This window comes from Paenibacillus sp. J2TS4 (assembly GCF_018403245.1).
Taxonomy (GTDB): Bacteria; Bacillota; Bacilli; order Paenibacillales; family NBRC-103111; genus Paenibacillus_L.
Window position 1 is genome coordinate 40696 of record NZ_BOSH01000023.1, and the last position, 13926, is coordinate 54621.

The window sequence follows — 13926 nt, forward strand, 5'->3', positions numbered from 1 at the left end:
ATTATTAGGGGATAGGTGGGACTTCATTTGCCGGCCAAACTTGTAATCAACCGATGGAGGTCATCTCTAAAGTGGAAATTGATTTCTATTTTCCTCGTCATTGTTATGTTCAATCTGATCATCATCGGCTTCTTTGTCAGCCGGTATGTCACGATGGCTATCGAGAAAGACTCCATACAGTTAAGCCGGCTCATCCTCAAACAGGCCAATCTGAATTTGGACCGGTATTTGGGAGACATCGAACAATTCATGTTTACGTTGAGCTCCAGCCAGGAGCTTCTATCCTGGACCAGCTTGACCGGTGCGCGCAAAGCGGAGTCCATCGTTCCTTACTCCATGATTGTCAATGATTATATCCAGCCATTCGCGCGAACACATCCCGAGCTGTTATCCCTTACCTTGTACAACACGAATGGTAATGAAGCGCATTATTCACCGGTATACGGTTTGCAGCTAGATTACAGTATGAGCGGGGAAGCCTGGTTGGAGCAGATTTCGCCTGCAGGCCAGACGACCTATAGGGTGGAAACGAGCCGTAATTATGTGGATGCAACGCTGAATCCCCTATCGCTGCAGGTCATCACTTTGGTGAAAAAATTCGGCCTCGATGGGTCTACTTATTTGAGAATCGATATCCAGCCTACGCTGCTGGAAAGCATATTGAAGGAAATGAATCCCGGCAACCATGGAGTCGGCTTTCTTGTCAATTCGGAAGGAATCATCGTGGCCCACCCGGATAAGGATCGCTTTCTTTCCCCATTGGAGGCTTCTATGATGCAGGAGATGGATAAGTCGGCAAGCGGGGCGTTTGTCTGGAACGATTCGGGTGAGATAGCCATCTATGAGAACATAGCCGGCACCGATTGGAAATCGGTCATCCTCATTCCATACGAAGATATTGCGGCAAGCATTTATAAGATCCGAAATGTTGTATTCGGGATTACTGCCGCTTGCTTGATTGTATCGGCGATTTCCATTGTTGTAGTTTCCTCATCTATAACAAGACGTCTAAGCAAGCTCAAGCGGTTTATGAAGCATACGGGACTAGGTCATATCCATGTTCCCGTAGAAGTAGAGGGGCAGGATGAGATTTCGGCTCTGACGAACTCGTACAATCGGATGCTGGAGGATCTGCAGGAGCATATCAAACGGCTGGCCGAGTCCAAGGTGGCCGAGCAGCAGGCTGTTCTGTTCTCGCTGCAATCGCAGATCGATTCGCATTTTCTGTATAACACGCTGGAGATCATTAACTCCATGGCGTCTCAAATCCGCGCAGCCGATATTGAACAGATGACCGTGGACTTGGCCAACCTGTTCCGCTATACGGCCAATTATAAGGATACGAAAGCGACGATCCAGGACGAGGTCGAACATATGCAAAGGTATTTGCATATTATTCAAACCCGTTACGGCGATAAGTTTACATACGACTTATCCGTAGAAGAGACGTGTTGGAAGGCAGTCTGTCCCAAAGTGATTCTGCAACCGCTTGCGGAAAATGCTGTAAAGCACGGCTTCGAAACGTCCGGCGGAGCCCTTCATTTGTCCGTAACTATTCGAAGGATCGAAGAAAATAAGATAGAAATTTATTTTGCCGACAGCGGAACAGGATTTCCGGAGAACAAAATTAAGGAATTGAATGATAAACTGCAAAAGGAAAACTCGCATTATTCGGATTTCCAACGCATCGGACTGCTCAATATCCGTTACCGGCTAATGATGCAATATGGTTCGCACAGGACCCGTATCCAGGTAGGGAATAGTCATAACGGCGGTGCAGAAGTACACATTGGTTTGCCTACGAATATATGACCGAGGGGGATCGTACGATGTTACGCATTTTGGTAGTGGATGATGAGCCCTACATCCGTACGGGGATTGCCGCGAAGATCGAGCAATTCGGGAGTCCATTCGTCGTGTCCGGGTTTGCGGCCAATGGAATAGAGGCTTTGAAGTGGCTGGAAGCCCATTACGCGGACATCTGTATTGTGGATATACGCATGCCCATCATGGACGGATTGGAATTAATCCAACGCATCAGACAGAATCATCCTCGGATTCTAAGCATTGTCGTATCCAGCTACAATGAATTTGCTTATGCCCAGCAAGCGATCCAATTGAATGTCGCTGATTATATTTTGAAGCCTGTCGATCGGGCCGCTTTGCAGCAGTCGTTGGAGAGTGCGGCTGTCCTTATCGAAAAAACAAGAATGGATGAAGTCCTTCATCTTCTTCTGCATAACAATGACCAGTACCAAGAGATGCTGCAGCGCTGGACGGACTACATCTTGACCAACCGTGCCGACAAATACCCCCTGCTTGTCGTGGATACTTTGAACCTGATGGAAGGATGGATTGACGAAGACTACTGTTTATTAAAAGCTTTGTCGACCGCATGGATCGAGATGGTTGCCGCAGCACTGAAACGTCCGCCTGTCCCGGATAACGTACTCCCCCTCCGTGAATGGAATGTGGATTTCACCGTACTGTCCCGTCAAAGAATAAGAGAATATTACCGGCTGAATGCCGTCATGCGGATGGAAGGAAGCATCCTTCACTTTTTTGACAGGATGAGAAAAGAGCATACAAGTGACAACGATAGAATCATTCACCGCATCAAACAATATATCGACGCACACTTTGCCGATAAATTGAATTTGGAGAGACTGGCCGATTTAATTCCGATCAGCCGTTCCTACCTGACAGCTTTGTTCAAGCGGAACACCGGATTAACCCTGTGGAAGTACCTGGTTAATGTGCGGATGAAGAAAGCGAAAATGATGCTGCTGGATCAAAATATGAAGGTGTATGAGGTGGCTAATAGGGTAGGTTATGAAAACAGCGAGCACTTCTCCAAGCTGTTCAAAGAGTATTACGGCATAACACCCAAGGAGTACAGACGGATGGTCGAGATCGCCGATGAAGAAGAGCTTTGTTATGATTGAGCGCCTGAAGTCAGGATACAAGAAGGAGACCCTTTACCCTATATTATTGGCTGTCAGTCTGGTCCATTTAATCAACGACTCGCTTCAAGCCGTCATACCGGCCTCTTATCCTATATTGCGGGATACACTGGGATTATCCTACACCCAGCTCGGCACGATCACTTTCATCCTGTATTTTTCCTCTTCCGTCATGCAACCGGTGGTCGGATGGTATTCGGACAAACGGCCCTCGCCCCGGCTGCTCCCTATAGGCATGTCTATAGCCTTATTGGGCATGCTCTGTCTCGCCATTTCCCCGGGATATATCGCGGTTCTCGGATCGGTGATTTTAGTAGGGGCCGCTTCCGCCATGTTTCACCCGGAAGGGGCTCGCATTGCCTACCTGGCCGCCGGAAACCGAAGGGGCTTGGCCCAGTCCATTTTTCAAGTAGGGGGAAACACCGGCAGCGCACTGGCGCCAATCATGACGGCGTTGATTTTTTATCCGTTCGGGCAATTTGGAGCGATCTGGTTTACTCTGGTCGCTGCTATTGGAGTGGTCATTCAGCTAAGGCTGGCCGGTTGGTACCGGGGCTATCTATCCGATTCCACCCAGAAAATCCAAAGTAAAGTGGTACAGCAAGCAGACAAGGGTCATTGGAAACAAGTGAGGCTCGCCGTCGGCATTGTTATCCTAATCGTCTTCTTGCGATCCTGGTACGGAGCGGGCCTTTCGAATTATTTCGTCTTTTATCTGATGGAACAGTTTCGGATTACGATTCCCGAGGCGCAGTGGTATATTTTTGTATATGTAGGCGCCGGTATTGCCGGAACTTTCCTCGGCGGGCCTTTATCCGACCGGATCGGCAGAAAGAGCGTCATTCTGCTCTCCCTGCTGGGTGCGTCTCCTTTTGCCATCCTGCTGCCCTATGCGAACGAACTATGGGCTTATCCGCTGCTGTTTATTCTCGGACTCATTAATCACAGCAGCTTCTCTGTGACCGTTGTTTATGTACAGGAGTTGGTGCCTGGACAGGTAGGAACCGTCTCCGGTCTGATTACCGGTCTGGCATTCGGCATGGGGGCTATCGGAGCGGTGGCGATTGGCGGGTTGATCGATCTGACCGACCTGACGCTGGTCATCCTTTGCAGTTCTTTCCTGCCCTTATTCGGCATCCTAGGGTTTCTGCTTCCGTCAGACAGTAAGAATCGGGATTGGCCGCAAAGAGCGGAAGTGGGGCAATAAGTCATCTGATGTCGCTAAAGTAAAAGTCCCGATGAGGCCCGCATGTTTCCATAGGGTTCCCATGAGCCGGCCTCCTTTCTTCGCTGTTGGAGCTGCTTTATTGTTCATTCTGCTCTGAAGGAAAAAGACCGTCCTCTCTGATCTGCTCCCTGTCAAGTAGACAGTTTTATTATTTCCACTGTCTACCACAAGGGGAGCATATCACTCAGGATGGTCTTTCCACCGTTTTATTTATACTTTTTCCAGTCCATATCGCTGTTGTCCAACAGGTATTCAAAATTGTTTTCCAGCTTTTTCCGCTCAGCCTTACGCGCTTCCTCTGCCTGTTTTCTCTTTTCCTGCTTCTGCTTCTCTTCTTCCGCCTTCCAGTCGTCGGCCTGTTCCTTCAACCGATTGATGATATCGCTGGACAAAAGCTCCTTTAATGTCCCCATTTCGGAGGAATCTGCTTTGGATCGGTTGTGCCCGCTTCTTGTCGATTTCTTATTGGCCATCGGTCATCACCTCAAGTTGGTTATTGCTTGATCCGGTCCTTCCATTCCACTGTCCAACCCGCCTCCCCTCTTTATAGCATACTATATCAGGAAAGCTTAATCCTACTGTATAATGGAGGAAGGAATGCGAATTGTTCTATGATCATCCCATTCCTAAAAATCAAACCTGAATGGACCTTTCGGTAGGTGCTTGCCAGGTAGTCATATTTTTAGCACAATGAGAATGTTCCCTTGATACTAAACTAAGAGCTTTTAGAGGTCAGATAGAAATCAATATCCTATCCAAGGAGGCACCACTATGAAATTAAGAGTGTCGTCGGTTCAATATCACCTGCATACGGTCAGCTCCTTCGAGGAATTTGCCCGGCAAGCGGAGCATTATGTTAGGACCGCGGCGGAATACGATGCCGAATTTATCCTGTTTCCCGAATATTTCACGACCCAACTAATGTCCATCGGCGATAATCGGGGCCGCGCTTTATCGATTGCAGATTTGCCTGATTTTACAGAGCGCTACCTGAATTTGTTCACCTCTCTGGCCAAGCACATGAACGTGCACATCATCGGGGGAACCCATGTCATCCGCAAAGAAAATCGGTTGTATAATACCGCTTTTCTGTTCTATCCGGACGGAACCGTGGCGGAGCAGCCGAAGCTCCATATGACCCCCACCGAAGAGAAGGAGTGGAGCATGACTCCCGGTGAGAGCCTGCAGGTGTTCGAAACCGATAAGGGCAAGATCGCCATATTGACCTGCTACGACATTGAATTTCCGGAGATCGTTCGTATGGTCAAGGCTAAGGGGGCCGACGTTATTTTTTGCCCCTCCTGCACGGATGACCGGCACGGCTTCCATCGAGTCCGTTACACCAGTCATGCCCGAACGATCGAGAATCAGGTGTACGTCGTCGTCAGCGGGACGGTCGGTTCCCTGCCCACGGTGGACTTCATGCGGGCCAATTTCGGCCAGGCAGCGATTATTACGCCTAACGACATCCCCTTTCCTCCTCAAGGAATTCTGGCCCAAGGGGAAATCAACCAAGACATGCTCGTAACCGCAGATCTGGATTTAGAGCTGCTGTATCAGGTTCGCGAGAGCGGTTCCGTGACGACCTGGCGCGACCGGCGAACCGATCTGTACCCGGATTGGAAGGAATAGCGACGGGCTGTGAACCGGATCATTTCATGGGAGTGGACGACCGCCCGCGGTTGCCGCTGGAGAATGCGGAGGGATGGGAATGTATTACAAGGAAATGTATGTTTATAATGAGAACCGGCCGGTCCCGGTTGTTATCCGAAGCTACGGTGAGGAGGACTTTTCCGGGTTGATACGTATTCAGCAAGAAACCTTTCCCCCGCCCTTCCCATCGGAATTGTGGTGGAATACCGGGCAATTGCATAATCATGTCACCTTATTTCCGGAAGGGGCTCTGTGCATTGAAGTCGATGGCGAAATCGCGGGCTCGATGACCGGTCTGCTTGTGGAGGATGACGGCCATTCCGCGGACCATACCTGGGCGGAGATGACCGACAACGGCTATATCCGCAATCATAATCCGCAAGGGAACACCCTTTATGTGGTCGATATCAGCGTCCGGCCCTCCTATCGCCAGCTTGGCTTGGGAAAATGGCTGATGCAGTCCATGTATGAAGTCGTCGTTCATCAGGGCCTGGAAAGGCTCGTCGGCGGAGGAAGAATGCCGGGCTATCATAAGAAAGCAAACGAATGGACGGCGGAGCAGTATTTGCAGGCGGTCGTCCGAGGGGATTGGAAAGACCCCGTGATTTCATTCCTGCTGCGATGCGGCCGTACTCCCGTCTCTGTAGTGGCGAATTATTTGGAGGATGAAGAATCCTGCAACTATGGAGCCTTGATGGAGTGGAGAAATCCTTTTTATATTACAAAACCATGATGAGGAGAAGAACAAGATGGCCTATGGAATGGAATACCGCAGAATTACCCACATTGAAGATCCTTTGTTCCGCCAGATGCATCAATTGATGCAGAACGTGTTTCCGCCCGAGGAAGTGCTCGAGTTCGACTTGTGGAAAGAGCCTCTGGAGGACCCCGGAATCCGCGTCTTTGTTGCCGTTCACGAGGGCAAGGTCGTGGGCGCTACCGAATATCGCTATTACGAGGATTTCAATGTCGCCATGACCGATTTTACGATTATCGGGGCGGCGGGACTGGGAATTGGCCCTTTCCTGGCCCGGAAGAGAATGGAGGATTTGCATTCTTTGGCTGCGCATAATGAGCAGCAGCTATCCGGGATGTTCGCCGAAATTTACGACCCTTACCGTGTAGAACATTATGAATTCGGCGGCATTAAGCCTATGGACCCGTATGTTCGGCGCGAGGTTCTGTCTCACTTGGGCTATCAACGTCTGGACTTCCCCTATGTTCATCCGTCTTGGAACAATGATGGTGAAGCAGTGACCGGGCTGGACCTGTGCTTCCTGCCTATGGCGGACCAGAATGAACTGCCGGCAGACCTGATCGTGAAATTTCTGACCCGCTATTACACCGTTCTGTCCAATAAGCCCAAAGCGTGGCTGGACATGATCGAAGACCTCCGGGCGAAGGAAACGGTCGCTTTGCTGCCTTTTTAGGGTAAACCGCAGACTGGAAAATGATAGATGTATGTGGCATGTGGCTATCCACTTATGGATGGCCTTTTTTCTTTTTATTCCGATAAAACATTCGTTGTTTACATATACATTTTTATCCATTATAATAATTATGTTATTACGTATTATGATAATTCATTTTATCATAACTGCTTTACCTCATAATATTACTGCAAAATGTACAATAGACAGGAGGTGACTACGTCGAATGATAACGGACATCGATGTCCGTTACCCGCCCTATAAGGGCTTTTCGAGAATGTAATGGACATTCATGACCGTAAGCGGCGAAAATGATGCGAAATGAGGAAGTTTTCTCGAACAATGGACATCCATTACCGTTAGAATCAAGAAATTGTTAAATTTCTCGGATAATGGTCATTCATGACCATTACATTTATTCGCTAGCGTCCTAGCTTTCGCCTTTTCCGCACTTAATCAACACTCTTAGGAGGTTCAATACCAAATGGCCAAAGAAAGCATTCATAATGTAGAAGATGTTTTGAAAATGCTTGACTCGTATTTTAGGGAGGAAAAGAATTGGTGGGATAAATTCTACACCGACCGAAATAAACAGATCCCCTTTTTCGTTAACTCTCCCGATGAAAATCTCGTTCAATACTTTCAAAATAAGCTTGTAAAGCCAGGTAAGATTCTAGAGCTCGGATGCGGGGCTGGCCGGAATGCAATCTATATGACTAAGCAAGGATGTCAGGTCGATGCCATAGATTTATCCCAAGAAGCTATCGACTGGGGAAAGGATCGAGCCAAATCAAATAATGTACAAGTTAACTTCCTTTGTAAAAATATGTTTGATGTAAGCTTTGAATCAGAAACATATGATTTTATTTATGATTGTGGCTGTTTTCATCATATTCTTCCCCACCGACGAATTAGCTACCTGGATATGATAAACAAAGGCTTGAAACCGGGTGGGCACTTTGGTTTAGTTTGTTTTGCGCTTGGAGAGATGGGCGCTGAAATGACAGATTGGGAAGTGTATAACCAACGCAGCCTTAAAGGAGGCCTAGGATATTCTGAACAAAAACTGAAGGAGATTTTTCAAGATTATCAGCCTGTTGAGTTTAGAAGAATGCGAAAAATCGAACAACCAAGCTCACTGTTCGGTGAATCCTTTCTGTGGACGGCTTTATTTCGAAAGAAATATTGAAAATAACAATAGCCGAACTCATACCGAGCTCGGCTTATTTTCTATAGATAGGTTCAGTCTCCTCTAGCCGGCTTCTGAAATTCTGTCTCCGCTAGCAATGCCGGAATATTCATCCAAGAAGCCTTCCGCATATTTTCGCATAACGATTGTAACGGTATCTGCACCGAAATGGACTTTCGTCCTCACTGTGCCGTAATAGTCATCTATGATGTAGGAATAGATCAGCAAGGAGTTGGAATCTACCCAGGCCGCTGCAGACAGGCTGTCATAACCGTATAGAGGAAACTTCTGCGAAACGGTCTTCCCCAAACCAAAGTCCAGTCTGTGGGTCCCCCTATTATTTTGGAAATATAGAACCCCCTCATCGCCATTAAACTCAAAATGGATATGAGAGATTCCCATGGGGTTATCTGCAAGGCGGTAACCGCCCCCATTTATTTCGGCCATCTTAGATGAACGCGAACTCCCATCAGGAAGCATAATGGAAAGCCGGCTTGTTCGATGCAGCAGTTGGCTGTAAGCTTCCTCATCATCGGGCAGTGAATGAGCAGCAAGACTACTGTAGATTGTATCCCACAGAGCATCAAATACGAGCTGTTGTCCATCCGGATTGGGCTGAAGATCTGCCGTTGTCACAACCAGCAAATCATCCTCCGGTAAACATATGGCAAGTTGCCCCCCCATTCCGCGAAGAGCGAAGCCTCCATGACTTGTCCTCCAGAACTGGTACCCGTATCCCTGCTGAGCCTCATAGAAAGTGTTCAGTGTATGCGTTGTATCGATCTGACGGGAGGTTGCTGCTTGTAAATATTCCTCCGGAATCAATTGCTCCCCGTTAAATCGGCCCTTATTCATGCAGACCAGTGCAAACTTGGCAAGGTCTCGAGACGTACAGATCAGAGCCGAGCCCCCATGGGAAACTCCTAGAGGCGTTTGGAGACAGTAAGCATCCTCCGAGAAACCGATAGGATCCAATAAGCGCGGACGCATATATTCAAGCAAAGACATTCCGCTTAATTTCTCTACAATCGCGGTAAGGGTAACGGTTGCCGATGTCTCGTAAAAGAACACGGTCCCGGGAAGATGCGACGGAGCAGCCTGAAAGAACGTCCTCACCCAGTCCTCATCCTTAATTTGCTTGTAGGTTGTTTTTTCATGTGCAGTAGCCATCATTAACAGGTCACGAATCGTCATTTGGGTTATATAAGGATGAACCCCTTCCTCTGGAAGCTTTTCTGGAAAAAAGCGAATCACTTGATCCTCGAGTGAAAGCAGTCCCTCCTCTTCCAATAAGCCGATGGCTACGGAAACGAAGCTTTTGGTGCAGGAGTACATCCGATGCTTCTTATGAGCATGAAAAGGACTCCAATACCCTTCCGCAGCTATTTTGCCAAAACGCAGGACGATAAAGCTGTGCATACATAATTGCTTGTCCTCTAATCTGTCAAGAAATTGAAGGATGGCGGACGATGGAATTCCTACTTTCTCTGGGATGGCGGTCGGCAGCGGTTTCTTTTCAAGCATTAGATAGACACCTCTTCCTTATATTCACCCATCAGGCAATGATCTTTATGAAAGAGTTCAACAACCCGAGTGCTTTATCCTTCTTTGTACCGCCGGTTTAGCAGCCCAAAAAAAGACTGCAACAGGCCACTCTTGGCAGCCTGCTGCAGCCCTTCGCAATCATTTAATTTTATTTAGCCGTAACTCCGCCGTCTACCGGCAGCTCGACGCCTGTAATGTAAGAAGATAAATCGGATGCCAGGAACAGCACGGCCGTGGCCACTTCAGAGGCTTGACCGACTCGCGGCAAGGCCGTCTGGGACAGGAACCACTGCAGCATGCGCTCATCATTAACAAATTCGGAGCTCATGGGAGTCTCGATAAAGCCGGGATGAATCGAGTTGACCCGAATATGGTCTTTGCCGAAATCCACCGCGGCCGCTTTGGAGAGCATCCGTACCCCGCCTTTGGAGGCGGTATAGGCTCCGGCGCCGCTGCTGCCGGTCAAGCCGGCGATTGAGGAAATATTAATAATCGATCCGCCTGAATGGGCTTGCATCGTCGGAATGACATGCTTCATTCCAAGGAAAACGCTGGTCAGATTGATATTGATGACCTTATTCCACTGCTCCATTGTCGTTTCGAGCAAGCCGGTGGCCAGAGAAATGCCGGCGTTATTGACCAGTACATCTATCCGGCCGTATTTCTGAACCGTGTTCTCCACCACCTCGGCCCAATCCTCTTCCGAAGCGACATTGTGCAGGAAATACGCAGCCTCCCCCCCGGCCGATCCGATCTCCTTCACGACCGCTTGCACGGCTGCTTCGTTAATATCGGTCGCTACAACCTTAGCTCCTTCACGGGCGAGCAGAAGCGCTTCTTCACGCCCCATCCCGCTTCCCGCTCCCGTTACTATCGCTACTTTATCAGTTAACAATGCCATGATTCGACCTCCAGCACCTATTGATATTGACCTAATAATACTTAATCAACCTAAGGGTAACCGAAACTCCGTCCAGCCATTCATCTTTCTTCCAATAATGGAAACAATGATTCATTGCGTTAAGCATGTGGAGAATTAAATCAAATTTTAAAATCGTTATCGATAATAATAATATTTTCGTTTTAATGTGTCGTAATGTGTCCTAACTTATCGCCCATTGAGGTGAATTAAATGTAAATCAGACTGTTGAAAAAGCATCTGCGCGGCTTGTATCCGCCCCTTGCAAAGCCGAATAGATATAAATGCGCGATAGATGGATGCGAACGAGTGCGTTTTGTACGAAACATCATACAGTCAGACTTGCGTATGCCGCGAAGGGGTCGCTTTTGTATGAATAATCACACAAATGGGGACGCAAGTTCCGAGAAAGGATCGTATTTGTACGAAATATGGTACAATCAGCTGTGTATATGTCGCGAAGATCCGTTTTTGTATGAATAATCGTACAAATGAATAACAAGTTTCATGAACCGATTTTCGAATGAACGCTTTTTCTTTTTTGCCGTACCTGCACTGAGGCCAATAATAATGGAGGAGTCGGATTGGAATTAAGTGGAGATAATAGGCGCAAGAGCTTGCGTGGCAGCTAAACTACATTTTGATGAGGAGAGATAACGGATGCCAGCTGTAATTCAAAAAGTTTCCGATGGTAATATCGCTCGCTTTGAACGTCGATTGAAGCATCCCGTGGATAAAGTATGGGCCTGGCTGACGGAGAACGATAAACTGGCCCAGTGGTTTGATGAGCTTCGAGTGGAGGATCTCCGTGAAGGAGGCACGATTAAGTTTGACATGCAGGACGGCACTTATGAGGAAATGACGATTACCGAGCTTAAAATGAATTCCATCTTGGAATACACGTGGGCCGAAGATAGGGTTCGTTTCGAGCTGCACCCTGACCCGGAAGGCTGCCTATTGATCTTTATAGAAAAAATCCAGAAGATCACCCCGCATACGTCCAAGGATCTTGCTGGATGGCATGTTTGTTTGGATGTTATCCAAGCCCTGCTCGATGGCCGAACCTTAGACTCTCGGGAAGAAGAATGGAAGAAGTGGCATCCGAAATATGTCGAGGCTCTAGCCAACGATGTGCCTGGCGCAATTGAATAGCTCACAGTCCCACTCTGAACCGTTGTAATTTATAATAGTGATGGATGTATTATGAAAATGTGCTTCAACATCTAAATGGGGAACTAGACTTCTAACCGTTAATCCGATTAATGCTCCATGGCTGACCACCAGAATGCTTTTTCCTTGTGAAGTCTCCACTATTTCGGACAGGAATGAAGTTCCTCTGCCAATGATGGACCGATCCTCTTCTATCCCGAGAGGCAATGTTTCCCATTGCTCCCCCCATCTATTTATCCGTTCGGCCAGCGTAGTGCCTTCGGTTTCGCCCTTATGCATTTCTCTTAGACGGGGATCGGTTTGCACTTTCAGTCCCATCGATCCGGCCACAATATCCGCCGTTTCCTTGGCCCGTGATAGATCACTGGAATAAATGGAATCCCACGGCTCCTTCCTCAACCGAACGGCCAGAGCCCGCGCCTGTTGCCTTCCGAGTTCATTTAGCGGGATATCGCTCTGTCCTTGAGCCCTTCTTTCCGCATTCCATGCCGTTTCCCCATGCCTTATCAGTCCAATTCGGATCATCCTGTCACAACCCTTCCCTTTATATGGAACATCGTACCACATCCTGATTAAGAAGTCCGTCCCAAGCTTCTATTGCGTTCCGATGACTACAGAGGGAAGTGAGGACAGCTTCACCTGCTGGAATCAACGAGATTGAAGCCAGCTCAAATAAAAGCCGGCTCCAGCAAGGCATTCCTAGCACTGAAATATACCGCTGATCAGCTTGGGATGGCAGTAGAATATGACCCTATGTCGGATGCATTTGTTCAGGGCCAAAGAGGCCATCCAAAGCAGCTTTTAGCCCCTCTTGGCTAACAGCCCCTCCCCATTATGATCAGATAGGTTCCGGGATCAAGCTGATCATCACTCAAACCCAAAGCTCATACTGCTGCTTGATATTGTCCTGCGTAATCTTCTGCTTTTGTAACAGGTTACTCGGAACCATAGTATTGTATTTCTTTATCTTCTCGTTAATGACTTGGAGTTCATGCTCCACACCTATTTCGTTGTCTGAATTGGAAGAGAGCAGACGGTGCAGCTGGTCCCTGATTTCATGCTGAAGTGCCAGCCAGCCGGGCAAGTAGTTGGCATTTTTGAGTGCATGGTTGAAAGGATCGCCTGTTGGAATGGAAATGGGCTTGCCTTTGCCGGGAAGATTGTCAAATGCGCCTTTCTTCAGCTGTTCCCGATAAATCTCGCCGATCCAATCGTTCTGGGAAAGACCGGCATTCCAGAATTGTCTTGAGCGGACCGCCTTCTCCTCATTGTCGGACTCGGCAGCCGATACGTTGTCCTTCTCCTTCTCCGAGTTTGCCGTGGCCGGGGCAGTATCGATGTCCACATTGTCGCCAGTCTTGCCTGGCCGCTCTTGAATGCTCGTATTCCCGGCCGCCGCCGCAGGATTCACCCTTGTGTCTGCAGTTTTCCCATTTACGTTAGAATCCGCACTTTCGGCGCTACTCGTTCCTGACTTTCTGTTCTTCTTGAACCAAGAAAACATCCTTATCACCACCAACGGTTAGTTTGGTCTGATTCATCTGGAAATACAGAGAGCGATTAGGGACTAAGCATAAGCCGCGATTGTCATGGAATTTTGCACTTCCTAATTATGAATTTATCTTAATTCACTAAACCGCACACATGCAGACTATGAAAATTCAATGAACATTTGGTGGTTTTTGGAAAATCGGAACTTCATGGGGCTGTCCAGAAAGCCAGTGAAAACTGACTGGACGCCCCGTTTTTGTTGAATGTTAAAAATGTACACAAAAAAACCGTCTTTTCCTGTAAAATGAAAGTTACCACACAAACATTTTAAGAAGGGA

The 13926-nt window shown here is 48.0% G+C and carries 13 protein-coding genes; 8 read left to right on the plus strand and 5 right to left on the minus strand.

Annotated features, from left to right (window positions below):
- The first annotated feature begins 27 nt into the window (after positions 1-27).
- The 3 genes from KJS69_RS28050 to KJS69_RS28060 are packed head-to-tail and all read left to right on the plus strand — an operon-like array spanning position 28 to position 4170.
- Positions 28-1812: a cache domain-containing sensor histidine kinase gene (locus KJS69_RS28050; RefSeq protein WP_213587357.1), complete on the plus strand. Its 1785-nt coding sequence runs from the start codon at positions 28-30 to the stop codon at positions 1810-1812.
- Positions 1813-1829: 17 nt separating this feature from the next.
- Complete coding sequence (locus KJS69_RS28055; protein WP_213587358.1) at positions 1830-2945, plus strand: response regulator transcription factor; 1116 nt, start codon at positions 1830-1832, stop codon at positions 2943-2945.
- Positions 2938-4170: an MFS transporter gene (locus tag KJS69_RS28060; RefSeq protein ID WP_213587360.1), complete on the plus strand. Its 1233-nt coding sequence runs from the start codon at positions 2938-2940 to the stop codon at positions 4168-4170. The genes KJS69_RS28055 and KJS69_RS28060 overlap by 8 nt, the downstream gene beginning before the upstream one ends.
- A 227-nt stretch (positions 4171-4397) precedes the next feature.
- Here the strand turns inward: KJS69_RS28060 and KJS69_RS28065 are convergent, their stop codons facing one another.
- On the minus strand, positions 4398-4664 hold the full coding sequence (locus tag KJS69_RS28065; RefSeq protein ID WP_213587362.1) for a YqkE family protein: 267 nt from the start codon (positions 4662-4664) through the stop codon (positions 4398-4400).
- Between the two features lie 298 nt (positions 4665-4962).
- Between KJS69_RS28065 and KJS69_RS28070 the strand changes: the two genes are divergently transcribed.
- The 4 genes from KJS69_RS28070 (at position 4963) to KJS69_RS28085 (ending at position 8463) form a co-directional block, all read left to right on the plus strand.
- Complete coding sequence (locus tag KJS69_RS28070; RefSeq protein ID WP_213587364.1) at positions 4963-5823, plus strand: carbon-nitrogen hydrolase family protein; 861 nt, start codon at positions 4963-4965, stop codon at positions 5821-5823.
- Between the two features lie 79 nt (positions 5824-5902).
- Entirely contained in the window at positions 5903-6577 is a 675-nt protein-coding gene (locus KJS69_RS28075) for a GNAT family N-acetyltransferase (protein ID WP_213587366.1), read from the plus strand.
- 28 nt (positions 6578-6605) lie between these two features.
- Positions 6606-7274 carry a GNAT family N-acetyltransferase gene (locus KJS69_RS28080; RefSeq protein ID WP_213587390.1) on the plus strand — a complete coding sequence of 223 codons (669 nt, stop codon included), beginning with the start codon at positions 6606-6608 and terminating at the stop codon, positions 7272-7274.
- Positions 7275-7758: 484 nt separating this feature from the next.
- Positions 7759-8463: a class I SAM-dependent methyltransferase gene (locus tag KJS69_RS28085; protein WP_213587368.1), complete on the plus strand. Its 705-nt coding sequence runs from the start codon at positions 7759-7761 to the stop codon at positions 8461-8463.
- Between the two features lie 63 nt (positions 8464-8526).
- Here KJS69_RS28085 and KJS69_RS28090 read toward each other — a convergent pair whose 3' ends face one another.
- Together KJS69_RS28090 and KJS69_RS28095 are read right to left on the minus strand one after the other, a co-directional pair.
- Positions 8527-9987 carry a serine hydrolase domain-containing protein gene (locus KJS69_RS28090; RefSeq protein WP_213587370.1) on the minus strand — a complete coding sequence of 487 codons (1461 nt, stop codon included), beginning with the start codon at positions 9985-9987 and terminating at the stop codon, positions 8527-8529.
- A gap of 169 nt (positions 9988-10156) precedes the next feature.
- Positions 10157-10909, minus strand: coding sequence for an SDR family NAD(P)-dependent oxidoreductase (locus KJS69_RS28095; protein ID WP_213587372.1), 753 nt, complete (start codon positions 10907-10909; stop codon positions 10157-10159).
- 678 nt (positions 10910-11587) lie between these two features.
- Here KJS69_RS28095 and KJS69_RS28100 point away from each other — a divergent pair.
- Positions 11588-12079 (plus strand): SRPBCC family protein, encoded by a 492-nt coding sequence (locus KJS69_RS28100; protein ID WP_213587374.1) that lies wholly within the window; start codon positions 11588-11590, stop codon positions 12077-12079.
- On the opposite strand, the gene KJS69_RS28105 is transcribed toward KJS69_RS28100, so the two are convergent.
- Both KJS69_RS28105 and KJS69_RS28110 read right to left on the minus strand, forming a co-directional pair.
- Positions 12047-12622: a histidine phosphatase family protein gene (locus tag KJS69_RS28105; protein ID WP_213587376.1), complete on the minus strand. Its 576-nt coding sequence runs from the start codon at positions 12620-12622 to the stop codon at positions 12047-12049. The genes KJS69_RS28100 and KJS69_RS28105 overlap by 33 nt on opposite strands.
- 346 nt (positions 12623-12968) lie before the next feature.
- A complete protein-coding gene (locus KJS69_RS28110; protein WP_213587378.1) occupies positions 12969-13601 on the minus strand; it encodes a DnaJ family domain-containing protein in 633 nt (210 codons plus the stop codon).
- Between the last annotated feature and the right edge of the window lie 325 nt (positions 13602-13926).

What these genes read in the sequence shown, in the direction of transcription:
- KJS69_RS28055 (WP_213587358.1), top strand. Translation starts at nt 1,830, where the DNA reads ATGTTACGCATTTTGGTAGTGGATGATGAGCCCTACATCCGTACGGGG.
- KJS69_RS28060 (WP_213587360.1), top strand. Translation starts at nt 2,938, where the DNA reads ATGATTGAGCGCCTGAAGTCAGGATACAAGAAGGAGACCCTTTACCCT.
- KJS69_RS28065 (WP_213587362.1), bottom strand. Translation starts at nt 4,664, where the DNA reads ATGGCCAATAAGAAATCGACAAGAAGCGGGCACAACCGATCCAAAGCA.
- KJS69_RS28070 (WP_213587364.1), top strand. Translation starts at nt 4,963, where the DNA reads ATGAAATTAAGAGTGTCGTCGGTTCAATATCACCTGCATACGGTCAGC.
- KJS69_RS28075 (WP_213587366.1), top strand. Translation starts at nt 5,903, where the DNA reads ATGTATTACAAGGAAATGTATGTTTATAATGAGAACCGGCCGGTCCCG.
- KJS69_RS28080 (WP_213587390.1), top strand. Translation starts at nt 6,606, where the DNA reads ATGGAATACCGCAGAATTACCCACATTGAAGATCCTTTGTTCCGCCAG.
- KJS69_RS28085 (WP_213587368.1), top strand. Translation starts at nt 7,759, where the DNA reads ATGGCCAAAGAAAGCATTCATAATGTAGAAGATGTTTTGAAAATGCTT.
- KJS69_RS28090 (WP_213587370.1), bottom strand. Translation starts at nt 9,987, where the DNA reads ATGCTTGAAAAGAAACCGCTGCCGACCGCCATCCCAGAGAAAGTAGGA.
- KJS69_RS28095 (WP_213587372.1), bottom strand. Translation starts at nt 10,909, where the DNA reads ATGGCATTGTTAACTGATAAAGTAGCGATAGTAACGGGAGCGGGAAGC.
- KJS69_RS28100 (WP_213587374.1), top strand. Translation starts at nt 11,588, where the DNA reads ATGCCAGCTGTAATTCAAAAAGTTTCCGATGGTAATATCGCTCGCTTT.
- KJS69_RS28105 (WP_213587376.1), bottom strand. Translation starts at nt 12,622, where the DNA reads ATGATCCGAATTGGACTGATAAGGCATGGGGAAACGGCATGGAATGCG.
- KJS69_RS28110 (WP_213587378.1), bottom strand. Translation starts at nt 13,601, where the DNA reads ATGTTTTCTTGGTTCAAGAAGAACAGAAAGTCAGGAACGAGTAGCGCC.